The organism is Enterobacter cloacae complex sp. IR5402, assembly GCF_049238125.1.
GTDB lineage: Bacteria > Pseudomonadota > Gammaproteobacteria > Enterobacterales > Enterobacteriaceae > Enterobacter > Enterobacter hormaechei_C.
On sequence record NZ_JBMKHO010000006.1, the window covers coordinates 199,076 to 223,187 of the forward strand.

The 24,112-nt window shown below is 58.0% G+C and carries 23 protein-coding genes and 1 tRNA gene; 7 read left to right on the forward strand and 17 right to left on the reverse strand.

The window, feature by feature from the left end; genetic code table 11:
* The first annotated feature begins 133 nt into the window (after nucleotides 1-133).
* Nucleotides 134-898 carry a siderophore-interacting protein gene (locus tag ACOTXL_RS12880; RefSeq protein WP_023323763.1) on the forward strand — a complete coding sequence of 255 codons (765 nt, stop codon included), beginning with the start codon at nucleotides 134-136 and terminating at the stop codon, nucleotides 896-898.
* Here the strand turns inward: ACOTXL_RS12880 and ACOTXL_RS12885 are convergent, their stop codons facing one another.
* Both ACOTXL_RS12885 and ACOTXL_RS12890 read right to left on the reverse strand, forming a co-directional pair.
* Nucleotides 899-2,068: a DNA repair ATPase gene (locus ACOTXL_RS12885; protein ID WP_003862593.1), complete on the reverse strand. Its 1,170-nt coding sequence runs from the start codon at nucleotides 2,066-2,068 to the stop codon at nucleotides 899-901.
* A gap of 218 nt (nucleotides 2,069-2,286) precedes the next feature.
* Nucleotides 2,287-2,362: transfer RNA gene (locus tag ACOTXL_RS12890), tRNA-Ile, on the reverse strand.
* Nucleotides 2,363-2,486: 124 nt separating this feature from the next.
* On the opposite strand from ACOTXL_RS12890, the gene mug reads away from it, so the two are divergent.
* Nucleotides 2,487-2,993, forward strand: a complete 507-nt coding sequence (gene mug, locus ACOTXL_RS12895; RefSeq protein ID WP_003862577.1) for a G/U mismatch-specific DNA glycosylase — start codon at nucleotides 2,487-2,489, stop codon at nucleotides 2,991-2,993.
* Between the two features lie 101 nt (nucleotides 2,994-3,094).
* Here the strand turns inward: mug and rpoD are convergent, their stop codons facing one another.
* The 3 genes from rpoD to rpsU all read right to left on the reverse strand — a co-directional run bounded on the left by rpoD (nucleotide 3,095) and on the right by rpsU (nucleotide 7,168).
* Nucleotides 3,095-4,939, reverse strand: a complete 1,845-nt coding sequence (gene rpoD, locus ACOTXL_RS12900) for an RNA polymerase sigma factor RpoD (protein ID WP_006812010.1) — start codon at nucleotides 4,937-4,939, stop codon at nucleotides 3,095-3,097.
* Between the two features lie 152 nt (nucleotides 4,940-5,091).
* A complete protein-coding gene (gene dnaG / locus ACOTXL_RS12905) occupies nucleotides 5,092-6,837 on the reverse strand; it encodes a DNA primase (RefSeq protein WP_045350477.1) in 1,746 nt (581 codons plus the stop codon).
* 115 nt (nucleotides 6,838-6,952) lie between these two features.
* Nucleotides 6,953-7,168, reverse strand: a complete 216-nt coding sequence (gene rpsU, locus ACOTXL_RS12910; RefSeq protein ID WP_001144069.1) for a 30S ribosomal protein S21 — start codon at nucleotides 7,166-7,168, stop codon at nucleotides 6,953-6,955.
* A gap of 236 nt (nucleotides 7,169-7,404) precedes the next feature.
* Between rpsU and tsaD the strand changes: the two genes are divergently transcribed.
* On the forward strand, nucleotides 7,405-8,418 hold the full coding sequence (gene tsaD, locus ACOTXL_RS12915) for a tRNA (adenosine(37)-N6)-threonylcarbamoyltransferase complex transferase subunit TsaD (protein WP_410031828.1): 1,014 nt from the start codon (nucleotides 7,405-7,407) through the stop codon (nucleotides 8,416-8,418).
* Between the two features lie 87 nt (nucleotides 8,419-8,505).
* Here tsaD and ureG read toward each other — a convergent pair whose 3' ends face one another.
* From ureG to plsY, 10 genes are all read right to left on the reverse strand, one after another.
* Complete coding sequence (ureG, locus tag ACOTXL_RS12920; protein WP_022651876.1) at nucleotides 8,506-9,123, reverse strand: urease accessory protein UreG; 618 nt, start codon at nucleotides 9,121-9,123, stop codon at nucleotides 8,506-8,508.
* A gap of 9 nt (nucleotides 9,124-9,132) precedes the next feature.
* Nucleotides 9,133-9,807, reverse strand: a complete 675-nt coding sequence (locus ACOTXL_RS12925) for an urease accessory protein UreF (RefSeq protein WP_023314875.1) — start codon at nucleotides 9,805-9,807, stop codon at nucleotides 9,133-9,135.
* Complete coding sequence (locus ACOTXL_RS12930) at nucleotides 9,807-10,346, reverse strand: HupE/UreJ family protein (RefSeq protein ID WP_045350476.1); 540 nt, start codon at nucleotides 10,344-10,346, stop codon at nucleotides 9,807-9,809. Before ACOTXL_RS12930 ends, ACOTXL_RS12925 begins: the two co-directional genes overlap by 1 nt.
* Nucleotides 10,347-10,355: 9 nt before the next feature.
* Nucleotides 10,356-10,820 (reverse strand): urease accessory protein UreE, encoded by a 465-nt coding sequence (ureE, locus tag ACOTXL_RS12935; protein ID WP_003862559.1) that lies wholly within the window; start codon nucleotides 10,818-10,820, stop codon nucleotides 10,356-10,358.
* A gap of 9 nt (nucleotides 10,821-10,829) precedes the next feature.
* On the reverse strand, nucleotides 10,830-12,533 hold the full coding sequence (ureC, locus tag ACOTXL_RS12940; protein ID WP_045350475.1) for an urease subunit alpha: 1,704 nt from the start codon (nucleotides 12,531-12,533) through the stop codon (nucleotides 10,830-10,832).
* A complete protein-coding gene (locus tag ACOTXL_RS12945) occupies nucleotides 12,526-12,840 on the reverse strand; it encodes an urease subunit beta (RefSeq protein WP_003862557.1) in 315 nt (104 codons plus the stop codon). The genes ureC and ACOTXL_RS12945 overlap by 8 nt, the downstream gene beginning before the upstream one ends.
* A gap of 10 nt (nucleotides 12,841-12,850) precedes the next feature.
* On the reverse strand, nucleotides 12,851-13,153 hold the full coding sequence (locus ACOTXL_RS12950; RefSeq protein WP_003862556.1) for an urease subunit gamma: 303 nt from the start codon (nucleotides 13,151-13,153) through the stop codon (nucleotides 12,851-12,853).
* A gap of 11 nt (nucleotides 13,154-13,164) precedes the next feature.
* Nucleotides 13,165-13,992 carry an urease accessory protein UreD gene (locus tag ACOTXL_RS12955; RefSeq protein WP_045343349.1) on the reverse strand — a complete coding sequence of 276 codons (828 nt, stop codon included), beginning with the start codon at nucleotides 13,990-13,992 and terminating at the stop codon, nucleotides 13,165-13,167.
* Nucleotides 13,993-14,148: 156 nt separating this feature from the next.
* Entirely contained in the window at nucleotides 14,149-15,615 is a 1,467-nt protein-coding gene (locus ACOTXL_RS12960; RefSeq protein ID WP_045350474.1) for an MFS transporter, read from the reverse strand.
* Nucleotides 15,616-15,707: 92 nt separating this feature from the next.
* Entirely contained in the window at nucleotides 15,708-16,322 is a 615-nt protein-coding gene (gene plsY / locus ACOTXL_RS12965; RefSeq protein ID WP_003862548.1) for a glycerol-3-phosphate 1-O-acyltransferase PlsY, read from the reverse strand.
* Nucleotides 16,323-16,429: 107 nt separating this feature from the next.
* On the opposite strand from plsY, the gene folB reads away from it, so the two are divergent.
* Nucleotides 16,430-16,798, forward strand: coding sequence for a bifunctional dihydroneopterin aldolase/7,8-dihydroneopterin epimerase (gene folB / locus ACOTXL_RS12970; RefSeq protein ID WP_003862547.1), 369 nt, complete (start codon nucleotides 16,430-16,432; stop codon nucleotides 16,796-16,798).
* Between the two features lie 105 nt (nucleotides 16,799-16,903).
* Nucleotides 16,904-17,725: an undecaprenyl-diphosphate phosphatase gene (gene bacA, locus ACOTXL_RS12975; protein WP_003862545.1), complete on the forward strand. Its 822-nt coding sequence runs from the start codon at nucleotides 16,904-16,906 to the stop codon at nucleotides 17,723-17,725.
* A 13-nt stretch (nucleotides 17,726-17,738) separates the two neighbouring features.
* On the opposite strand, the gene ACOTXL_RS12980 is transcribed toward bacA, so the two are convergent.
* Nucleotides 17,739-18,980 (reverse strand): multifunctional CCA addition/repair protein, encoded by a 1,242-nt coding sequence (locus ACOTXL_RS12980; protein WP_003862543.1) that lies wholly within the window; start codon nucleotides 18,978-18,980, stop codon nucleotides 17,739-17,741.
* Between the two features lie 60 nt (nucleotides 18,981-19,040).
* A complete protein-coding gene (locus ACOTXL_RS12985) occupies nucleotides 19,041-19,661 on the reverse strand; it encodes a TIGR04211 family SH3 domain-containing protein (protein WP_001303390.1) in 621 nt (206 codons plus the stop codon).
* Nucleotides 19,662-19,898: 237 nt separating this feature from the next.
* Here ACOTXL_RS12985 and ACOTXL_RS12990 point away from each other — a divergent pair, with 237 nt between their 5' ends.
* Entirely contained in the window at nucleotides 19,899-21,200 is a 1,302-nt protein-coding gene (locus ACOTXL_RS12990; protein ID WP_045345585.1) for an inorganic triphosphatase, read from the forward strand.
* Nucleotides 21,201-21,221: 21 nt separating this feature from the next.
* Nucleotides 21,222-24,077, forward strand: a complete 2,856-nt coding sequence (gene glnE, locus ACOTXL_RS12995; RefSeq protein WP_003862541.1) for a bifunctional [glutamate--ammonia ligase]-adenylyl-L-tyrosine phosphorylase/[glutamate--ammonia-ligase] adenylyltransferase — start codon at nucleotides 21,222-21,224, stop codon at nucleotides 24,075-24,077.
* Nucleotides 24,078-24,112 lie beyond the last annotated feature (35 nt).

The window sequence follows — 24,112 nt, forward strand, 5'->3', positions numbered from 1 at the left end:
ATTTGATATATCTAAACTATATCTAAGATATATTCAGATGCAATCTAAAAAATCTTGATTTCTGAGTTAATAGCAATCATTATCATTAAAAATTCATTCCGATATATCGTATTCACCTGAGAAGGGCATCAACATGGCATCTACCCGTTACCCTCAACGTGTCCGCAATGACCTGCGTTTTCGTGAGCTGAACGTGATGCGCACTGAGCGAGTCAGTGCAGGATTTCAGCGCATTGTGCTAGGCGGCGAGGCGCTGGAGGGCTTTAGCTCTCGCGGCTTTGACGACCATACCAAAGTCTTTTTCCCGGCACCGGGCACCACTTTCGTGCCGCCTGTGGTGACTGATGAAGGCATCGACTGGGGCGACGGCGTGCGTCCGCAAGCGCGTGACTATACCCCGCTGTACGATGACGAAAAACATGAGCTGGCGCTCGATTTCTTCGTTCATGATGGTGGCATTGCCAGCAACTGGGCGGTAGAGGCGAAGGTGGGCGACAAGCTGACCATCGGCGGTCCGCGTGGTTCGCTGGTGGTGCCGGAAGATTACGCCTGGCAGCTGTACGTGTGCGACGAGTCGGGCATGCCCGCGCTGCGCCGCCGTTTAGAAAGCATCGCAAAACTGCCTGTTCGCCCGGCGATCCACGCCATCGTCACCGTGGGCGATGCGACGTACCAGGACTATCTGGCGCACCTGAGCGGGTTCAACATCACCTGGGTTATTGGCCACAACGAGCAGGCGGTAGCCGACCATCTTGCAGCGCTGGCCGTGCCGGAAGAGGATTACTTTATCTGGCTGACCGGGGAGGGGAAGGGGGTGAAACGCCTGAGCCGTCAGTTTGAAACCGACGCAATTGACCCACAGCTGGTGCGTGCCAGCGCGTACTGGCACGCCAAATAATCAGGCAGCGGGATCCAGCTGCGCTTCGCTCACCTGATGTTCGAGCGAGGCGCATACCTCTTTCAGCGCTTTCTCCTGCTGGGCAAAGTAGGCTTCCATATTGCTGAGCGACGAGACGAGCAGCCAGGACTCTTCTTTCTCCAGCTCTGCCAGCTCGTTCACCAGGGTGTCGATTTGCTCACGCACCTGCGCCATCTTTTTACGAATACGTTCCAGGTCGTTCAGCCTGTCGCTCGCCATCATCGGTTCAAACCCTTGTTGCAGACGGGCGACCAGCAAGCGAATGGCCTTCACGTCGCCGCGCTGTTTGGCCTGGTTGAGTTGCACCATCATCCTGTTGGCTTCTTCTTTTAAATCATCGGCAACCAGATCCGGGTGGCATAACTTGCTCGCCTGACGCCAGAGCCGCTTCAGCTCGTTCCGATCCTCTTCAGAGAGATCCTTGCCTTTACGCAGGCGCACTTCGGCATCATGATGCTGTTCGCGATACTTCTTGTACTCTTCGTTGGCCTCATCGCGCGCCTGACGTGCTGGCTCTTCTTCACGCGTTAAACCGGTCTCCAGCTCCATCGCTTCGGCCAGCAGGTTGGCAATCAGATTACTTTGCTGCTGAAGATGCTTGCGCGCCTCTGCCGCCTGAACGGAATCCGCAGGCAGATCTCGCCAGCGCCGGGTGAGCGTTGTCAGAACCTCTACGGCCTGCGCCATATAGCTCTGGCAGCGGCGGTAATCCTCTTCCCGGCGACGCGTCTCCGCCTGCTGACGACGCAGGTTAAGCTCCGCCAGCGTTTTACGCAGGGCGAGGATCTGCTGCATCAACGGCCCGAGGCGGGAGAAATAGAGATCGTTGAATTCGTCAAGCTGCTGTACCCGGGCGTTACGACGATCAATCAGATCGCGCAGACGCTCTTCCAGGGCTTTTAGCTCCAGCTTGCTGGCCGCCAGTTGCGGGTCACGCCACGGGGTAACGGCGCGCTGGCTTTGCAGCCAGGTGGTGATAGCGCGAAGGGCTGCGGTGTAGTTTTTCTGCTCAAGCGCCGCGACGATGGACAGGAGTTCATCGTCAAAGGCTTCCTCTTTGAGACGTTTCAACTGGCTCCGGATGATGTCGTCATCTTCCAGCTCAATGGCATTTTTAATGATTTCTAGCCGTTTGATCGGTGTGCTCATGATGCCTTTCGCTCTGGCGCTTAAGTATTTGAGTTAAGGTTAGTTGTTGTAAAAGCTACAGGAAATAATACACACGGATGATGATCGGCGCGATGGGGGATTTCTTTAGTTTTTAGGGTTTGTGAGGGGAAGCGGCAGGCCGGGCTACGTGTGGTGGATTACTTACAAAAAAGCCACTCAATCGAGTGGCTTAACTGGATGATTCTAAAGCTAAAATTTGGTGGCCCCTGCTGGACTTGAACCAGCGACCAAGCGATTATGAGTCGCCTGCTCTAACCACTGAGCTAAGGGGCCGTGGCGGTGAATTATAAAGTAACTCCCCTCAGCAATCCAGCCATTCACACCTGCCTGCTGTTTTTATAAACAACGCATAATCAATCCTTTATACTTATCTTAAGATGCATAGACAGGAGTAGAGATGATCAACGATATTCTGGCCCCTGGCCTGCGGGTGGTGTTCTGCGGTATTAATCCGGGCAAGTCATCGGCGCACACCGGTTTTCACTTTGCTCATCCGGGAAATCGCTTCTGGAAGGTGATCCACCAGGCCGGATTTACCGACAAACAGCTTAAGCCGGAAGAAGAGCAGCAGCTGCTGGATACGCGCTGTGGCATCACCATGCTGGTCGAGCGACCCACGGTGCAGGCGAGCGAAGTGAATCTGCATGAGCTGCGCGCTGGCGGGCGTGAGCTGATCGCGAAAATTGAAGACTATCAGCCCGCGGCGCTGGCGATCCTCGGCAAGCAGGCCTACGAGCAGGCGTTCAGCCAGCGCGGTGTGAAGTGGGGTAAGCAGGACATTACCATTGGCGTAACGCAGGTTTGGGTGTTGCCGAACCCCAGCGGGCTGAACAGGGCGACGCTGGACAAGCTGGTGGAGGCGTATCGGGAACTTGATGAGGCGCTTGTGGTGAGGGGGCTTTAGCTCCTCTGCGGCCTGATGCCCTCACCCTGACCCTCTCCCACAGGGAGAGGGAATAAACAAAAAAAAGCTCCCGATTGGGAGCTTTTTCATTTCAGGACCGATTAATCGTCCAGGAAGCTACGCAGCACTTCAGAGCGGCTCGGATGGCGCAGTTTACGCAGCGCCTTCGCTTCGATCTGACGGATACGTTCGCGGGTCACGTCAAACTGTTTACCCACTTCTTCCAGCGTGTGGTCGGTGTTCATGTCGATACCGAAACGCATACGCAGCACTTTGGCTTCACGGGCGGTCAGGCCAGCCAGCACGTCGTGCGTAGCGGCACGCAGGCTCTCAGTGGTGGCAGAGTCCAGCGGCAGCTCGAGGGTGGTATCCTCGATGAAATCACCCAGATGCGAATCTTCATCATCACCGATTGGCGTTTCCATGGAGATTGGCTCTTTAGCGATTTTCAGCACTTTACGGATCTTGTCTTCCGGCATCAGCATGCGTTCAGCCAGCTCTTCCGGCGTCGGCTCGCGGCCCATCTCCTGCAACATCTGGCGAGAGATACGGTTGAGTTTGTTGATGGTCTCAATCATATGCACCGGAATACGGATGGTGCGCGCCTGGTCTGCGATAGAGCGGGTGATCGCCTGACGGATCCACCAGGTAGCATAGGTGGAGAACTTGTAACCACGACGGTATTCAAACTTATCTACCGCTTTCATCAGACCGATGTTGCCTTCCTGAATCAGATCCAGGAATTGCAGGCCACGGTTGGTGTATTTCTTGGCGATAGAGATAACCAGACGTAAGTTCGCTTCAACCATCTCTTTCTTCGCACGGCGGGCTTTCGCTTCACCGATGGACATACGACGGTTGATGTCTTTCACCTGCTCGATGGTCAGGCCGGTCTCTTCTTCAATCTGATGCAGTTTTTGCAGGCCGCGCTGTACGTCTTCTTTCACGTCGTGCAGCTTTTCAGACCACGGCTTGTTCATCGCGATAGCGGCGTTGAACCAGGTTTCGCTGGTTTCGTTGCCGGTGAAGAGGGTGATGAAGTTCTTCTTCGGCATTTTGCACTGTTCAACGCACAGCTTCATGATGATACGTTCCTGGGTACGTACGCGATCCATCATCACGCGCATGCTGTTCACCAGGTAGTCGAACTGTTTTGGCACCAGGCGGAACTGTTTGAACACTTCAGACAGCTTCAGGATCTCTTCCTGAGCGGCGGCATGGCTGCGGCCTTTCGCTTTGATGGTGTCACGCGTCACTTCGTACTGGGTACGCAGCTCGGCAAATTTCTCACGCGCCAGTTCAGGGTCGATGCTGTTGTCGTCATCGCTGCTGTCGTCGTCTTCTTCTTCATCTTCGTCTTCGTCGTCATCCATCTCTTCCTGAGACAGCTCAGAACCGACGTGAGTGGCGGTTGGCGCCATATCTTCTTCAGCGTTCGGGTCGACAAAGCCAGTGATCAGATCGGACAGACGCGCTTCTTCTGCTTCAACGCGATCGTACTGCTCCAGCAGATAGGTGATCGCTTCCGGGTATTCGGCAACAGAGCACTGAACCTGGTTGATCCCGTCTTCGATGCGTTTTGCGATGTCAATTTCGCCTTCGCGGGTCAACAGTTCAACGGTACCCATTTCGCGCATGTACATGCGGACCGGGTCAGTGGTACGCCCGATTTCAGATTCCACGCTGGACAGTACCTGTGCAGCAGCTTCTTCCGCATCTTCGTCAGTGTTGTTGGAGGTTTCAGCCAGCAACAGATCATCGGCATCCGGTGCTTCTTCCATCACCTGAATGCCCATGTCATTGATCATTTGGATGATATCTTCGATCTGATCTGAATCGACGATATCTTCCGGCAGATGGTCATTGACCTCGGCATAGGTCAGATAGCCTTGCTCCTTACCGCGTTGGACAAGAAGTTTCAGCTGTGACTGCGGGTTTTGCTCCATAAGACGGTATCCACACTTAATTCGTTTGATTGGTGTCGGCGATGGGCTGCCAACCTTTAAAGCGAGGGCGTACTTATATTTTTGCCGCTGCCTCTCAGTGCGGCTGCCGGGGGCTTCCCGATCGATATTCGGCACTTAAGCCGTTAAATTTTTTATTTCTTCGCCAGTTCCTGGTTAATCATCCAGAGCTCCCGGCGTTCTTCGCTGCTTAGGCCATGGGTGCGCTCGCGAGCTATCAACTCTTCCTGGCGCAACTCAAGCATCGAATCAAACATATGGTTGAGTGAGTCGGTGAACGTTTTTTCTGCGATATCCTTATCTGCTATATCGTCCCACATCGACAGTTTTTCAAGGGTAGCGGCCTCTTTTGTGCCGCGATAATGCTCTAAAAGTTGTCCGGTGGTCAGACCTGGCTGAGACAAACAAGTGTTGACCAATTCTGAAAATAAGCCAAGCCCGGGCAATTTTTCGTGGTTCAAACCCGCCAGCGACGGCACTTGCGGAGCAAGTTCGGGGTTTTGCACCAGCAACCCTATCAGTATACGCATGGTTGTGCGTTTTAGCTGAGGCGCGGGGCGTACCGTGCCGTTTTCAGCCTGTTTCGGCATTAAACGTTCAAGCTGGCTGTCATCCAGAATGCCGAGCTTGTTGCCTAACTCCTGACGCAGATAGATGCGCAGCGTTTCGCCGGGCACCTGGCTGATTAACGGCAGCGCCAGCGTGCTGAGCTGCGCGCGCCCGTCAAGGGTACTCAAATCAACCTGTGGCATCAGGCTGTTAAACAGAAACGTGGAGAGCGGCTGAGCCTGCTCCATCCGCGCTTCAAACGCCGCTTTGCCCTCTTTACGCACCAGCGTATCCGGGTCTTCACCGTCGGGCAGGAACATAAAGCGTAGCTGACGCCCGTCGGTCATATACGGCAACGCGGTTTCCAGCGCTCGCCAGGCGGCGTCGCGTCCTGCGCGGTCACCGTCGTAACAGCAAATCACGTTGTTGGTGACGCGGAACAGCAGCTGGATATGGTCCGCCGTGGTGGACGTTCCCAGCGACGCAACGGCATAGTTAATGTCGTACTGCGCCAGCGCAACAACATCCATATAGCCTTCGACGACCAGAAGACGCGGAGGTTCCGCATTATCCTGCTGTGCCTCATAAAGACCGTAAAGCTGGCGGCCCTTATGGAAAATATCGGTTTCCGGGGAGTTAAGGTATTTCGGCAGGGCATCACCCAGCACGCGACCACCAAAACCTATCACCCGGCCACGCTTGTCGCGGATCGGGAACATCACCCGTTCACGGAAGCGGTCGTAGCTTCGTCCCTGGTCGTTGGTGACCAGCATGCCTGCGTCGATGAGGGATTTACGATCTTCGCTATTGCCGCCAAAACGCTTTAACACGTTGTCCCAGCCGGGCGGGGCGTAACCAATAGCGAAACGCGCAATCACATCGTCACTCAGTCCGCGCTTGTTCAGATACTGACGCGCAGGCTCAGCCGCAGAGTGCTTAAGAGACTGTTGGTAAAACGAATTCAGGCCATCCATCAGTTGGTACAGCGTTTGCCGCTGATGGCGCTCGATCTGACTTGGCCCACTGCCCGCTTCATACGGCACTTCAAGGTTATGCATCGCCGCCAGCTCTTCGACGGTTTCAACGAACTCGAGCTTGTCGTAGTTCATCAAAAAATCGACGGCATTACCGTGTGCGCCACAGCCGAAGCAATGGTAGAACTGCTTTTCACCGTTTACGGTAAAAGAGGGGGTTTTTTCGTTATGGAACGGACAGCACGCATGGTAGTTCTTGCCCTGCTTTTTTAGCTTCACCCGCGCGTCGATGAGATCGACGATGTCGGTTCTGGCAAGCAGGTCATTGATGAAAACGCGTGGGATTCTTCCGGCCATATGCCCCAAAAATTTAAGCGACTTATAAACGAAAACAAGCCGCGCATTCCTTCCGGAAGCACGGCCTTACGACTACAACTCTGTCTGTCAATTGAGGGCTGTGGCCCTCAACAGATTAGTACAGACGAGTACGGCGTGCGTTTTCGCGAGCCAGTTTCTTCGCGTGACGTTTCACAGCGGAAGCTTTAGCGCGCTTACGTTCGGTCGTTGGTTTTTCATAAAACTCACGACGACGAACTTCAGCCAGAACACCTGCTTTCTCGCATGAACGTTTGAAGCGACGCAGTGCTACGTCGAACGGCTCGTTTTCACGTACTTTAATTACCGGCATGTAACTCTCACCTTTAATAAATTCGGTTTGCCGCTGGCATCAACGCCAGCTTATTTCAAAATGGTGCGGAATTTTACTGCAAATGCTGCTGCTTTGTAAAGCACCGATGCGATTTTGAAAGGGACTTTAATAAGGGTGAGGAGTATACACGAGGCTTCTTCCTGGGGCGAACAAAGTTTTACAACAATCCGCCCAGGCTCTACACTGCGCGGTATTGAAACGAGGTAAAACAAGTCATGCGTGTACTGGGTATTGAAACATCCTGCGATGAAACCGGCATCGCGATTTACGACGACGAAAAAGGGCTTCTGGCCAACCAACTGTATAGTCAGGTGAAATTGCACGCTGACTACGGCGGCGTCGTGCCTGAACTGGCCTCTCGTGACCACGTGCGTAAAACGGTTCCCCTGATCCAGGCGGCGCTGAAAGAGGCCGGGTTGAGTGCAAAAGATATTGATGCCGTGGCCTATACCGCAGGACCGGGCCTGGTCGGCGCGCTGCTGGTCGGCGCAACGGTAGGGCGTTCACTGGCCTTCGCGTGGGATGTTACGGCCATTCCGGTTCACCATATGGAAGGGCACCTTCTGGCGCCGATGCTGGAAGACAATCCGCCAGCGTTCCCGTTTGTGGCGCTGCTGGTTTCCGGTGGTCATACCCAACTGATCAGCGTAACGGGTATTGGCAAGTATGAGCTGCTGGGCGAGTCAATCGACGACGCTGCCGGTGAAGCGTTCGACAAAACCGCCAAGCTGCTGGGGCTGGATTACCCAGGCGGCCCGATGCTGTCCAAAATGGCGGCGCAGGGAACGGAAGGGCGCTTTGTCTTCCCGCGTCCGATGACTGATCGTCCGGGGCTGGATTTCAGCTTCTCCGGTTTGAAAACCTTCGCGGCGAACACCATCCGCAATAACGACGACAGCGAGCAGACGCGTGCCGACATCGCTCGTGCGTTCGAAGATGCGGTGGTGGATACGCTGATGATCAAGTGCAAACGCGCGCTGGATCAGACCGGCTTTAAGCGCCTGGTGATGGCAGGCGGCGTGAGCGCCAACCGTACGCTGCGCGCGAAGCTTGCAGAGATGATGCAAAAGCGTCGTGGGGAAGTGTTCTACGCGCGTCCTGAATTTTGTACCGATAACGGGGCGATGATCGCCTACGCCGGGATGGTGCGCCTGAACGCTGGCGCAACGGCTGACCTGAGCGTGTCCGTGCGTCCGCGCTGGCCGCTGGCGGAGCTGCCGGAGGCGTGAGTTTTTTTGCCCGGTGGCGCTGCGCTTACCGGGCCTACAAAACCGTAGGCCGGGTCAGGCGAAGCCGCCACCCGGCAATAACCCGCACTACACCCGCAGCATCCCTTTCTCTTCCAGAAACGCAATGATCGTTCCCAGACCGTCTCCCGCTTTCAGGTTAGTAAAGGTCCACGGACGCTCGCCGCGCATGCGGTTGGTGTCGCGCTCCATCACCTCCAGCGAGGCGCCGACGTACGGCGCGAGATCGGTTTTGTTAATCACCAGAAAATCGGATTTGGTGATCCCCGGCCCGCCCTTGCGCGGGATTTTTTCCCCTTCGGCCACGTCGATGACGTAGATGGTGAGGTCCGCCAGCTCCGGGCTAAAGGTCGCGCTCAGGTTATCCCCGCCGCTTTCGACGAAGATCAGATCCAGATTGCCGAACTTCTCGCTGAGTGCTTCCACCGCCGCCAGGTTCATTGAAGCATCTTCGCGGATGGCGGTGTGCGGACAGCCGCCCGTTTCCACGCCCACGATGCGCTCTGGCTCCAGCGCACCCGCCTCGGTCAGGATGCGCTGATCCTCTTTGGTGTAGATATCGTTAGTCACCACCGCCAGGTGATAGGTATCGCGCATCGCCTTGCAGAGCGCTTCCAGCAGGGCGGTTTTGCCCGACCCTACCGGGCCGCCCACGCCAACGCGCAGGGGATGTTTGTAATCAGCCATATTGACTCCTCAGGAACGGAATAGTCGTGAATATTGGGTTTCGTGGCGCGCGGAGGCGATGGCGGACAGCGGCGTAGCGGCCCCCAGCGCGTCGTCGCCACGTAAAAATGCCTGTTCAAACCCGGCGGCAAAATGGTCGCTCAGGTCGATGATCAGCTGTTGTGCGGCCTGCTGCCCAAACGGCACCAGCTTGACGCCCGCCATCACCGCGCTCTCAATCCAGCTGTAGCCCAGGCTCAGCGCCAGCTCGCGCGCGCTAATGCCCCAGCGCACGCCGAGCCACGCCATACCGCAGAGCTGGCTCTGCGTCAACAGCGGCAACCATTCTGGCGGGCAGGCGGGTTCCCAGCTTTTAATCAGGCGCGTAAAGGCCGCGCCACGGTTGCGTTCTTCATCGCGCAGCTCGCGCGTTTCCCGGCAGGCGAGCAGGTATGCCGTCCAGCGTTTTGCTGTCGCGACGTCCTGCTTCTCGCAGGCACGATAAAGGCGGATAAACAGCGGCAGGTCGACGCAGAAAAAGCTCTGCTCCATCTGCTGGATCTGCCAGCGCCTGAAGGCCTCAGCGTCCGTGACCCACCCGGCCTCAACGGCCCACTCCAGCCCCTGCGACCAGGTAAACGATCCGACCGGCAGGCTACTGCTGGAGAGCTGCATCAGGCGCAGCCGCTGGCGGGCGTGCTCCATCAGCTCATCAGCGCCAGCAGGGCAGAGACGATCAGCCCGCCGCCGAAGGTTTTACGCAGGCCGTCGTGACGGCGCAGCAGCAGCCCTGCCGCGAAGCTGGCGCACAGCACCGTGGCGCTGGCTAACATAAACCCGCTGGTGAAGAGCCAGAAGCTGTGGCCGGACATCTCCACGCCGTGCACCCAGCCGTGGAACATCGCCAGGGCTGGCACCGCCAGCAGCAGGCGATTTTCAGTCTTGAACATCATTACGCCGCAGACCGCCAGCGAGGCGATAATCAGCATTTCCATGCCGCTAAAACCGCCGAGCAGGCTGCCCGCAACGGCGCCAGCAAGCATCATGCCGAGCGTTGCTAACGGCAGCAGCAGCTTGCGGCCGCTCAGGGCGGACAGCACGCCAGCCCCCGTCAGCATCAGCAGGTGATCCAGCCCGGTCAGCGGATGGAGAAATCCGGCCTGGAAGCTGTCGGTCCCGTGGCCCGGATGGGCAAGCGCCGGAACGGAAAAGGCCAGCAGAAACAGCGGTAAATACTTGCGCATGATGAGTCCTTAATGTGAATGAGCGTGGGAGTGGCCATGGCTGTGGGCATCGCTGGTGTAAGCCCCCGCTTCCGGTTCAAACGGCAGGCTGGCGAAGGTCACCTCCAGCCCGAACTGACGCAGCATATCGTCAAGAACGTGGTCGTGGTGGTAGCGCAGCTCGCCGGGCATAATTTGCAGCGGCACGTGACGGTTGCCCAGGTGGTAACAGGCGCGGGCGAGCAGGAACGGATCGGCGCAGCGCACCACGGAAACCGACTCCGGGGCCGCGATCACTTCGATCACCTCGCTGCCGTCGTCGGTGGTCAGCAGATCGCCGCCGCGCAGCAGCAAACCGCGCGGCAGCATCAGCCCGGCTTCGCGACCGTCGTTCAGGGCCACGCGGGCGCGGCTTTTCACCCGCACGTCAATCGGCAGCGTGACGCTGGCGGTAGTCGGGTGTGCGTGGTCCAGGCGTTGGGTCAGATAAATCATCATCACTCCTCAAAACAGGAAATAGCGTTGTGCCATCGGCAGAACGTCAGCCGGTTCGCTGGTAATCAGTTCGCCGTCGACGCACACCTCGTAGGTTTGCGAGTCGACGGTGATGTTCGGTTGCAGAGCGTTGTGGATCATGTCCGCCTTTTTCACTGTCCGGCAGCCTTTCACCACCGCCGTGGCGCTCTGCAAGTTGAGCTGCTGCGGGATGCCGTTCGCACTGGCGGCCTGCGAGATAAACGTCAGCCGCGTGGCGTGGCGCGCGGCGCCCAGCGATCCAAACATCGGCCGGTAATGCACCGGCTGCGGCGTGGGGATCGAGGCGTTGATATCGCCCATCGGTGCGCAGGCGATCATCCCACCTTTGACGATGGTGGCGGGCTTGACGCCGAAGAACGCCGGGGACCAGACCACCAGGTCCGCCAGCTTGCCCGCCTCAATCGAGCCCACTTCATGGGCGATGCCGTGGGTCAGCGCCGGGTTAATGGTGTATTTGGCGACATAGCGCTTCACCCGGAAGTTGTCGTTATCGCCGGTCTCTTCCGGCAGCGCGCCGCGCTGAACCTTCATGCGGTGCGCGACCTGCCAGGTGCGGATAATCACTTCCCCCACGCGGCCCATTGCCTGTGAATCTGACGAGGTGAGTGAGAACGCGCCGATATCGTGCAGCACGTCTTCGGCGGCGATGGTCTCCCGGCGAATGCGGGATTCGGCAAACGCCACGTCCTCGGCGATATCCGGGTCGAGGTGATGGCAAACCATCAGCATGTCCAGGTGCTCGTCGATGGTGTTGACCGTGTAGGGCAGCGTCGGGTTGGTGGAGGAGGGCAGAATATTCGGGTGCGCACAGGCGGTGATGATATCTGGCGCATGGCCGCCGCCCGCCCCTTCGGTGTGGAAGGTGTGGATGGTGCGCCCGGCGATGGCGGCCAGCGTATCTTCGACAAAACCGGACTCGTTCAGCGTGTCGCTGTGCAGCGCCACCTGGATATCCATCTCTTCAGCGACTTCCAGCGAGCAGTTGATGGCCGCAGGCGTCGCACCCCAGTCTTCGTGGATCTTAAGCCCGATGGCACCTGCCGCGATCTGCTCGCGCAGCGCGTCTGGGTTGGAGCCGTTCCCTTTGCCCAGCAGGCCAATATTCACCGGCAGCGTATCGGCAGCCTGCAACATGCGGGCGATATACCATGGCCCCGGCGTGCAGGTGGTGGCGTTTGTACCTGCCGCGGGCCCGGTGCCGCCGCCGATCATGGTGGTGACGCCAGAGACCAGCGCCTCTTCCGCTTGCTGCGGACAGATCCAGTGGATATGGGTGTCGATCCCGCCAGCGGTGACAATCTTGCCTTCGGCGGCGATCACTTCCGTTGCTGCGCCAATCGGGATCGTCACGCCGGGCTGAATGTCCGGGTTTCCGGCTTTGCCGACGGCGAAGATCCGCCCATTTTTTACGCCGATATCCGCTTTCACGATCCCCCAGTGATCGACGATCAGCGCGTTGGTGAGCACCAGATCCACGCAGTCGTCGGCGGTCATCTGCCCCTGTCCCATGCCGTCGCGGATCACTTTTCCGCCGCCGAATTTAACCTCTTCTCCGTAGATCGTGAGATCGTCTTCTACTTCGATCCACAGTTCGCTGTCGGCCAGCCGCACTTTATCCCCGGTCGTGGGGCCAAACATATCGGCATACGCCTGGCGTGAAATCTCAGCCATGTTTCACCTCGCCCATGATCTCGCCGCGAAAACCGAAAATGCGCTGTGCGCCCGTCACCTGCACCAGCGTCACTTCCCGCTTCTGGCCGGGCTCGAAGCGCACAGCGGTGCCCGCCGGGATGTTCAGCCGGTAGCCTCGGGTGGCCTCGCGATCGAACTTCAGCGCCGGGTTGACCTCGTAAAAGTGATAGTGCGATCCCACCTGGATCGGCCTGTCGCCGTGGTTTTCCACTATCACACTTCGGGTTTCGCGCCCGACGTTGAGAGCAATGTTGCCGGACTGGATCCGGTATTCACCTGGGATCATCACGCGCTCCTTACACGATCGGGTTGTGGACGGTGACGAGCTTGGATCCGTCCGGGAAGGTGGCTTCCACCTGAATATCCGGGATCATCTCCGGTACGCCCTCCATCACCTGATCGCGCGTCAGGACGTGGCGGCCGGCTTCCATCAGCGAGGCGACGGTTTCGCCATCGCGCGCGCCTTCCATAATAAAGGCGCTGATCAGCGCGACCGATTCCGGATAGTTGAGCTTTACCCCGCGCGCGAGGCGGCGTTCGGCAACCAGCGCGGCGGTGAACAGCAACAGCTTGTCTTTTTCTCTGGGAGTCAGTTCCATAGCGTTTCTCTTTATGTCTGCCAGATGCGCGGCGAACAGGCGGTTTTGGGGGTTAAAAGCGGGCGAAGCGACTGCCAGATATCGCGCATCACCCGCTGACAAATCAGGTTGTCGTGCGAGAGAAAACGCACCGACAGCAGATCGTCGGTGAGCGTCGCCCCGCCAAAGTTTTCCAGCGGGGCGAGCCGCTCGCGCACCGTGTCGAGATGTGCTTCCCGGGCCGGATAGAACAGCAGCGTGCCGACCCACGGATGGTCCGCGACGGGCGTCAGATCGCCACCGCTGAGATGCAGTCGCTCAATCAGACGCGGCTCGCCATCCACCCACACCTCAAGGCGGCTCTCCAGCGTGCCTTGGCTGAAGGTTTCGTTTATCACCGGACGGCCCAGACAGTACAGCTCCCACGCCAGCAGCGTGCTGGTGGCGTGCAGGTGAAAGACGGAACGCAGCGCGGCGTTAGCGCCGGGGAAAATAATGGTGTCCTGCGGCAGCCACTCCAGCGTGGCCTCTTCGTCGAGGTGAAAATGCTGACTGAGGCAGGCCAGCGGGCCGCTGCTGCGATAGAACTTGCTGGCGCCGGGCATGGTGATGAGGGCATGGCTTTTGGCGTCGAGCCGCACGGAAATATCCAGCGTATCCCCGCCCACAATTCCGCCTGGCGGGTGCAGCAGGTAAAGGTGGCAGGTTTCCCCTTCGGGATAAAACGGACGCTGAACGGTAAGTGGCCCGGTGTGACGCGCGGAATGGAGGAGGGTTTTCTCAGGGGTATGACAAAACTGGAGGGCAAGCGAGGCCTGCCAGCCTTTGTATGAATTATCAGTGACCTGAGTTGCTAACATGGTGCTTCCACTTCCGCACTATCGGGATACGTTTCAGTATGCCCTGGCGGAAATGAAGGCTGTCATATGAGTCGCTTATGGATAAAAAAACCGGCTCATGTGAGCCGGTTTCAGTAATGTAGGCCGGGCAAGCGCAGCGCCACCCGGCAAGAAAGGCTAGCGATAATCCTCTGCATCCACATCATACCCCGACGGCTCCCAGCGGATCGCCAGCAGCGAGGCCAGGCCGATAAACGGCGCCAGCGCAATCACCCAGAACACGGCGGTATCCAGCGAGGCGACCAGCAGCGGGAACAGAAACAGTGATAGCGTTGAACTGCTGCGCATCAGCGTCTGGTTAAGCCCCACACCCACACCGCGCAGCGAGGTCGGGTAGCTCAGAGAGGCAAACGTCATGGTGTGCGCACCCGGACCAAAACCCTGGCCAAACAGGAACAGCGCCAGCATCGCGATGGCGACCACGCCTTCCGTGGACCCGTCAGGGCGGCCAATCAGCGCCAGGCCGAGCAGCGCCGCCAGCTGGCACGCATAACCCGCCAGTGACATCCGCCATGCGCCGAAGCGCGGAACATAGCGCACCGCCAGCAGCCCGCCGACAAACGCGAACAGCAGATTAAGCGCCAGCGAGATCAGAATGGTGGTCAGCATCGACTGCACAAAGAAGCTGGAGATGATCACCGGCAGGCCAAAGGCTACGGCGTTATAGGCGAACGAGGAGACGACTGACAGCAGCGTGGCGAGCGTGGTACGCCGCAGATAGATACCGCGGAACAGGTTCAGGTAGTTCGACCATTTTGCCTTGTTCACAACAGGCGCGGGCTGGTCGAGCGCATCCTGCGGTACGTGGGCATTAATGTTGTAAGACTGCCGCAGGATAGACGCCGCCTCCTTCAGATTGCCCTGATTCGCCGCCCAGACCGGGGATTCGCTCATATAGCGGCTACGGATGGCGATAATCACCAGCGCGGGCACCGCGCCAAAGCCAAGGATCAGACGCCAGAGCCAGTCGCTGTGGCTTTCCGGCAGTACGGCGTAAAAGAAGAGCACCAGAAGATAAGAGATGCTGATGGCAGCATACCAGGTGGGACACCACATCGCGACGCTGGAGGCTTTATTCCCCGGGCCTTTCAGTCTGGCGAACTCGCTGAGAAACGCCATCGCGACGGGAAGGTCGATCCCAACGCCAAGACCCATCACAAAGCGCGCGCCCGCCAGCACATATTCGTTCGGGGCCAGCGCACAGGCGATAGCGGCAACGACAAAGAATACCATATCGGCCATAAAGACGCGGTAGCGCCCGATTTTATCCGTAAGATAGCCGCCGAGCAGCGCCCCGACAATCGCGCCAAACGTAATGGCTGAAGCCACCATGCCGGTACCGGCGGGCGTCAGGTTAAATTCGCGGGTGATGTCTTTGATGCCGAATGCCAGCGCGCCGAGATCGTAGGCATCGAGAAAAATTCCCCCGAGCGCGATACCGACCACGATGCGGGCATTGGCCCGGCCCTGAGAGCCGTCATTAACGAGACGTGAAACGTCCGATGCGCTGCGTACCCACTTGATATCGCCATCCGGGGTGTTTGCTGCCGCTGGAAGGGGAGTTGAATCTGTGATTTCTGCCATTTTCTTTTTGTGTGGTTGTGTTGTGTCTCTAACAGTTACCACAGGCAGAAGGTGACAAAAATCACATTTGGTTATAAGGCATAACGAACGGTTTACTGAGCGTCTTTCTTTTTACGTCTGAGCTTCGTCCAGATCTTCGTTTCCTGACGACGCCACAGGCGTTGAATGTTGTCGTGATGGCGCAACAGGATCAGACACGAGAGCATTGACACCGGGAAGGTAAACTGCGGTTTAAACCACCAGACATAGAACGGGGCGATCAGTGCGCTGACGATGGCGCCCAGCGACGAATAACCGCTCAGCAGGATGGTCAGCAGCCAGGTGCCCGCCATCACGCCGGTGAGATCCCAGCCGATCGGCGCAATCGCGCCAAACGCAGTGGCCACGCCTTTACCGCCTTTAAAACCAAAGAAAACAGGCCAGATGTGGCCGACGCAGGCGGCGATGGCTATCAGCCCCAGCCAGAAGGGTGTGACGCCGAGCGCATACGCGCCCCAGACGGGAAGCATTCCTTTCAGAACGTCAAAAATCAAAACCGCTACGGCTGCTCCCTTGCCGCCAATTCGTAGTACATTGGTCGCCCCCGGATTCCCGGAACCACTTTCACGCGGGTCAGGCAACCCGGCGATGCGGCAGACCAGAATGGCGCTGGAGATTGAGCCGCAAAGGTAGGCGAGGATAATCATTCCAGGCGCGATTGCACTCATAACGCTGTTCCGTTTTGAAAATGTATCTGTATTCTCAGCATCTGTGGATAATACGCATAATTCGCCGGAAGTGGTATCCGGTTTAGCCAAAAAGCAGGCAGGTCGTGATGGATATTGTATTTATAGAGCAACTTTCGGTAATCACCACAATTGGTGTTTACGACTGGGAACAGACCATCGAGCAGAAACTGGTGTTCGATATCGAAATGGGCTGGGATAACCGCAAGTCAGCGAAAAGCGATGATGTGAATGATTGTCTGAGCTACGCCGACATCAGTGAAACGGTCATCGGCCATGTGGAAGGGCAACGATTTGCGCTGGTAGAACGCGTGGCGGAAGAGGTGGCAGACCTGCTGCTGAGCAAATTTAACTCCCCGTGGGTGCGCATTAAGCTAAGCAAGCCGGGCGCGGTGGCGCGCGCCGCCAACGTGGGCGTGATTATCGAGCGTGGCACAAATCTGAAAGGAAAGATTTAACGTCATAATAGCTAAACCATTTTAGGTTATATCGGTCTTAGAGCTGTATGTTTCACGGTAGCCGTTGTGGCAACCGTTTTTTTATATCTTTTTAGGGGTTTATAGATGAGCGATATGCACTCGCTGCTGGTGGCGGCAATACTGGGTGTGGTCGAAGGATTGACGGAGTTTTTGCCGGTGTCCAGTACGGGCCATATGATTATCGTTGGCCATCTGTTGGGCTTTGAAGGCGATACCGCAAAGACGTTTGAGGTGGTGATCCAGCTGGGCTCTATCCTGGCGGTGGTTGTGATGTTCTGGCGTCGTCTGTTTGGTCTGATCGGCATCCACTTCGGGCGTTTGCCGCAGCGTGAAGGAGAGGGCAAGGGGCGTCTGACGCTGATTCATATTCTGCTCGGGATGATCCCGGCAGTGGTGCTGGGGCTGGTGTTCCACGACACCATTAAATCGCTCTTCAACCCGATTAACGTGATGTACGCGCTGGTTGTCGGCGGCTTCCTGCTGATTGCCGCCGAAGTGCTGAAGCCAAAAACCCCGCGTGCGGAAGGTCTGGACGATATGACGTATCGTCAGGCGTTTATGATTGGCTGCTTCCAGTGTCTGGCGCTGTGGCCGGGCTTCTCCCGTTCAGGGGCAACCATTTCCGGCGGGATGCTGATGGGCGTGAGCCGTTACGCGGCGTCTGAGTTCTCGTTCCTGCTGGCGGTGCCGATGATGATGGGCGCCACCGCGCTGGATCTCTACAAAAGCATCGGCTTCCTGACCGTGGGTGACATTCCGATGTTCGCCGTGGGCTTTATCACCGCCTTCATTGTGGCGCTGATCGCCATCAAAACCTTCCTGCAACTGATTAAGCGTATTTCGTTTATTCCGTTCGCGATCTACCGCTTTATCGTCGCGGCTGCCGTGTACGTGGTCTTCTTCTGATGACCGACCGCCCTCAGTCTTTCGGCTGAGGGCAACGTTTTTCCTTCCACGCCGCAACCGCATCAATCCGCCGCTTCGTCAGCTCTTCGCGGATCTCCGGGCCTTTAAACCCTGCCTCCACCACCTCTTTCGTTGGCACCGCTTTCGCTACGTCCCACGCCTCACGCAGCAAACGGCCCTGCGGATAATCGGACGCTTCAAACCCGGTGCGGCCGCGCACGTCGGCTTCGCTGGTCAGCGCAATTTGCTCCACGCGCTGCGGCTTGCGCCAGGCGTCGATGTTATCAAACAGCCTGACGATGGTGGCGGGTTTCAGGATCGGGAAGGTGTGGATCAGGTCGTGGAACTCGGCGACCAGCTTTGCCAGATCGCGAATGTCATTCGGCACGCGCAGGCGCTGGCAAAGCCCTTCAACCAGCTTTACGCCAGCCGGACCGTGCCCGTGATGGCGTGGCCACAATTCCTTTGGCGTTAACCCTTTGCCGAGGTCATGGCAGAGAGTGGAAAAGCGCACGTCCACTTCAGGACTGAGCATAGCGGCCATGCTCAGCGTCATCAGGGTGTGAATGCCGGTATCAATTTCAGGGTGCCATTTCGCCGGGGCGGGCACGCCAAACAGCGCATCTATTTCCGGGAACAGCACTTTCAGCGCCCCGCAGTCGCGCAGAACCTGGAAAAAGATCTGCGGATTACGGGTAGTCAGGGCGTTTTCGGTCTCTTTCCAGACGCGTTCTGGCGTCAGGTGTTCCAGCTCGCCCGCGTCGGTCATGGCCGTCATCAGCGCCATCGTCTCGTCGGCGATGCGGAAGCTGAGATGGGCATAACGGGCGGCAAAACGCGCCACGCGCAGTACGCGTAACGGATCTTCAGAAAAGGCGGGGGAAATATGGCGTAAAAGACGGTCGCGCAGATCGTTCTGGCCGCCGTAGACGTCGATAATATGGCCGTTTTCGTCCTGCGCCAGGGCATTAATGGTGAGATCGCGGCGCAGTAAGTCCTGCTCCAGCGTCACATCCGGCGCGGCATAGCAGGTGAAGCCGGTATAACCGGAACCGGATTTCCGTTCGGTTCGCGCCAGGGCGTACTCTTCCCGGCTTTTCGGATGGAGGAACACAGGAAAATCGCGGCCGACCTGCTGGTAGCCCGCGTCAATCATCGCTTCGGGCGTGGCACCGACCACGACCCAGTCTTTATCTTTGACCGGCAGACCTAATAACGCATCACGTACCGCACCACCGACCAGATAACTCTTCACGCCAACACTCCCGTTTTCTCTTTTCGCAAGATGATACGTAAGTGTGGCAGAGAAGACGAGTTAGTTCATCCAGCGGTCTTTACGTTTACGGCTTGGGATAAGGTGAGGAAGCACCAGACCCAGCACCAGACCGACGCCCAGCACTCCGCCGCCATACATAAACCACTGCATGATGATGGTGCGTTGTTTGTCATCCAGCTGTAGATTCGCGGCGTTCACTTTCTTCTGCGCGACGATCAGCTCATTTTTCAGCTTCTGATTTTCATCTTTCAGACCGGCGATCACGCTGTCGCTTTGCGCCACTTTCTGCTGCATCTCTGCGGTGCGCTGGTTCCAGGTGCCGTCGATGTTGTTCAGCTTGTCAGTCAGGGTTTTCACCTGATTTTCCAGATCCGGCACGCGGGTGCGCAGGCTTGGCACCGTGCTCAGCTCTTTCAGCGGGATCCATGAGGTGCGGCCAGAGCTGTCACGAACCTGACCGTAATTGGTGTCTGCATTGGTTTGCAGCAGAGTCACTTCCTCGCCGGCATTTACCGTACCCACGAGGCGATAATTGTCTCCAGGGCCGCTGCGTACCCAGGTATTCAGTTCATCAGAAACGTAACGTTTCTCTTCAGCGTGGACCGCGGTTGCGGCGCTAAAAGCGAGTAAAGTAAGTCCAATCAGGCGTAATTTAAGCATATCAGTCGTTATTTTCATAAAAAGTGGAACGATAGTAGTGGTATCAGTGTCGCTACGCAAAGGATTCATCATCAATCGGAATCATCTGTGTCATGATTTCCACCGCTTTAAACTTTTACGCCCGTCAAATTGCTCATTGCGTGGCAATTTGGCGCAAAATACTATGTACTGACAAACAAATGGCGAGGAAGTTCGCCTTCATCGACGCGTCTGTGACGCACGCAAAAGTACAAGGCTATGGCACAAGAGATCGAATTAAAGTTTATCGTCGAAAAAGACAGCGCTGACGCGCTCCGCCAGCATCTGAATACGCTGTCCGGCGAGCACCATGAACCCGTACAGCTGCTCAACATCTATTACGAAACGCCGGACAACTGGCTGCGCAACCATGATATGGGCCTGCGCATCCGGGGTGCGAACGGGCGCTACGAGATGACGATGAAAATCGCCGGTCGCGTGGTGGGCGGTTTACACCAGCGTCCGGAATACAATATCGACATCAGTAAGCCAGAACTTGAGCTGGATCGTTTTCCGGCGGAAGTGTGGCCGGAAGGAACGCTGCCCGCAACGCTGTCGGCAGAGGCGCAACCGCTGTTCAGCACCGATTTCTGGCGCGAGAAATGGCTGGTGACGGAAGGCAAGAGCCGCATTGAGATCGCGTTTGATCGGGGTGAAATTAAGGCTGGTGAAGAGCAGGAGCCGATCTGCGAATTGGAACTCGAACTGCTTGATGGCGACGCGAGCGATGTGCTGAAGCTGGCGCGCAAGCTGGTGAACCAGCCTGGACTGCGTCAGGGCAGCCTGAGTAAAGCGGCACGCGGCTATCACCTGGCCGCCGGGAATGCGCCGCGCGTGCTGCGAGAAACCCCGATTCTGCGCGTTGTGCCGAAAGCCTCCGTTGAGCAGGGGATGGAAGCGGCGCTGGAGCTGGCACTCTCTCAGTGGCAGTACCACGAGGAGCTGTGGGCGCGTAACGTGAAAAATGCCAAAAAACAGGTGCTGGCCGCTATGGGGCTGGTACGTCATACCCTGACGCTCTTTGGCGGCATTGTACCGCGTAAAGCCAGCACTCACTTACGTGATTTGCTCACTCAAACCGAAACGCTGATGCTTTCCGACGTGTCGGCACAAACGGCGATCTACAGCCCGCAAAACGCCAGCGCGAAACTGGCGCTGACCGAATTTCTGGTGACGCGCGGCTGGCGCACCTTCCTCGATGCGAAAGGGCAGACCAAAATTGCGGAAAACTTCAAACGTTTTGCGGATATCCACCTCTCCCGTCACGCGGCCGAACTGAGAACCACCTTTGCGCATCCGCTGGGCGACCAGTATGGCGATCAGCTTCCCCGCCTGGCGCGTAACATCGACAGCATGTTGCTGCTGTCGGGTGCGTATGAGGGCGTGAAGGCGCAGGCCTGGCTGGAGAACTGGCAGGGGCTTAAGCATGCCATCGAGACCCGTCAGCAGATTGAGATCGAGCATTTCCGCAACGAGGCCATTTCGCAGGATCCGTACTGGCTGCACAGCGGAAAACGTTAATTCTGGCAAGGAACCCCTGATATGCCGCTTTCTTCGCAGTTACAGCAGCACTGGCAGACCGTTTGCGAACGCCTGCCTGAGTCGTTACCCGCGTCATCGTTAAGCGAGCAGGCGAAAAGCGTGCTCACGTTCAGTGATTTTGTGCAGGAGAGCGTCAGCGCTAACCCGGACTGGCTGGCAGAGCTGGAAAGCGCGCCGCCGCAGGCTGACGAGTGGCGGCATTATGCTGGCTGGCTGCAAACCGCGCTGGCAGAGGTGGCAGACGAAGCCACGCTGATGCGCGTTCTGCGTCAGTTCCGCCGCCGGGTGATGGTACGCATTGCCTGGGCGCAGGCGCTGGAGCTGGTGAGTGAAGAGAGCACCTTGCAGCAGTTGAGCGAGCTGGCGCAGACGCTGATTGTCGCCGCGCGGGACTGGCTCTACGCCGCCTGCTGTAAAGAGTGGGGCACGCCGTGCAGCGAGGAAGGGGTTCCTCAGCCACTGTTGATCCTGGGGATGGGCAAGCTGGGCGGCTGCGAGCTGAACTTCTCCTCAGACATCGATCTGATTTTTGCCTGGCCCGAGAACGGCTCCACGCGCGGCGGCCGTCGCGAGCTGGACAATGCCCAGTTCTTTACTCGTCTGGGGCAGCGGCTGATTAAGGCGCTGGATCAGCCCACGCAGGATGGTTTTGTTTACCGCGTGGACATGCGCCTGCGTCCGTTTGGCGACAGCGGGCCACTGGTGCTGAGCTTTGCCGCGCTGGAAGATTACTACCAGGAGCAGGGTCGCGACTGGGAGCGTTACGCGATGGTCAAAGCGCGGATCATGGGCGACAGCGACGATGCCTACGCCAACGAGCTGCGCGCCATGCTGCGCCCGTTCGTGTTCCGCCGCTACATCGACTTCAGCGTTATCCAGTCCCTGCGAAATATGAAAGGGATGATTGCCCGCGAGGTGCGTCGCCGTGGCCTGAAAGACAACATCAAGCTCGGTGCTGGCGGTATTCGTGAGATCGAATTTATCGTCCAGGTCTTCCAGCTGATACGCGGCGGGCGTGAACCTTCTCTGCAATCCCGCTCGCTGCTGCCGACGCTAAGCGCTATCGATCAGCTGCATCTGCTGCCGGAAGGCGACGCGCAAACGCTGCGTGACTCTTATCTCTTCCTGCGTCGTCTGGAAAATTTGCTGCAAAGTATCAACGACGAACAGACCCAGACGTTGCCGGGCGATGAGCTGAACCGGGCGCGTCTGGCCTGGGGGATGCGGGTGGATGACTGGGCGGCGCTGACGCAACGGCTGGAAGCGCATATGGCGGGCGTGCGCCGCATCTTTAACGATCTGATCGGCGACGACGAAACTGAATCGCAGGACGATGCGCTCTCCGAGCACTGGCGCGAACTGTGGCAGGACGCGCTTCAGGAAGATGACACCACGCCGGTGCTGGCGCACTTAAGCGACGATGCCCGCCATCGCGTGGTGGCGTTGATTGCCGATTTCCGCCTCGAACTGAACAAACGCGCTATCGGCCCACGCGGTCGTCAGGTGCTGGATCATCTGATGCCGCATCTGCTGAGCGATGTCTGCTCCCGCGACGATGCGCCGGTGCCGCTGTCGCGCATGATGCCGCTGCTGAGTGGGATCGTCACGCGTACCACTTACCTTGAGCTGTTAAGCGAGTTTCCCGGTGCGCTGAAGCACCTGATTTCCCTCTGCGCCGCCTCGCCGATGGTGGCGAACAAGCTGGCGCGTTATCCGCTTCTGCTGGACGAACTGCTCGACCCGAATACCCTCTATCAGCCGACGGCGACGGATGCCTACCGCGACGAGCTGCGTCAGTATCTGCTGCGCGTGCCGGAAGAGGACGAAGAGCAACAGCTTGAGGCGCTGCGTCAGTTTAAGCAGGCACAGATGCTGCGCGTGGCGGCGGCAGATATCGCCGGTACCCTGCCGGTAATGAAAGTGAGCGATCACTTAACCTGGCTGGCGGAAGCGATCATCGACGCGGTTGTCCACCAGGCGTGGGTGCAAATGGTAGCCCGCTACGGCCAGCCGAAGCACCTTGCTGACCGTGAAGGCCGCGGTTTTGCGGTGGTGGGGTACGGCAAGCTGGGCGGCTGGGAACTGGGCTACAGCTCCGATCTGGATCTGATTTTCCTCCACGACTGTCCGGCAGACGTCATGACCGACGGCGAACGTGAGATTGACGGACGGCAGTTCTACCTGCGCCTGGCCCAGCGCATCATGCACCTGTTCAGCACCCGCACCTCATCCGGCATTCTGTATGAAGTGGATGCGCGTCTGCGCCCGTCCGGCGCGGCAGGCATGCTGGTCACCTCGACGGAGGCTTTCGCCGACTATCAGAAGAACGAAGCCTGGACGTGGGAGCATCAGGCGCTGGTGCGCGCCCGCGTGGTGTATGGCGATCCGCAGCTCAAAACGCAGTTCGATGCGATCCGCAAGGCGGTCATGACGACCCCGCGCGAGGGCAGTACGCTGCAAACCGAAGTGCGGGAAATGCGGGAGAAGATGCGCGCGCACCTTGGCAACAAACATCGCGATCGCTTTGATATCAAAGCCGATGAAGGCGGGATTACCGATATTGAGTTTATCACTCAGTACCTGGTGCTGCTGCACGCGCACGATAAGCCGAAGCTGACCCGCTGGTCGGATAACGTGCGCATACTGGAACTGCTGGCGCAGAACGACATTATGGATGAGCAGGAGGCGCAGGCCTTAACCCGCGCCTACACCACACTGCGTGATGAGTTGCACCATCTGGCATTACAGGAACAGCCGGGCCATGTGGCGCTGGACTGTTTCGCCGACGAACGCGCGCAGGTGACTACAAGCTGGCAGAAGTGGCTAGTGGAACCGTGCGTAACAAAACAAGTGTGATATTATCGCGCGCAAATTGTGAATCTTTCTGGAGT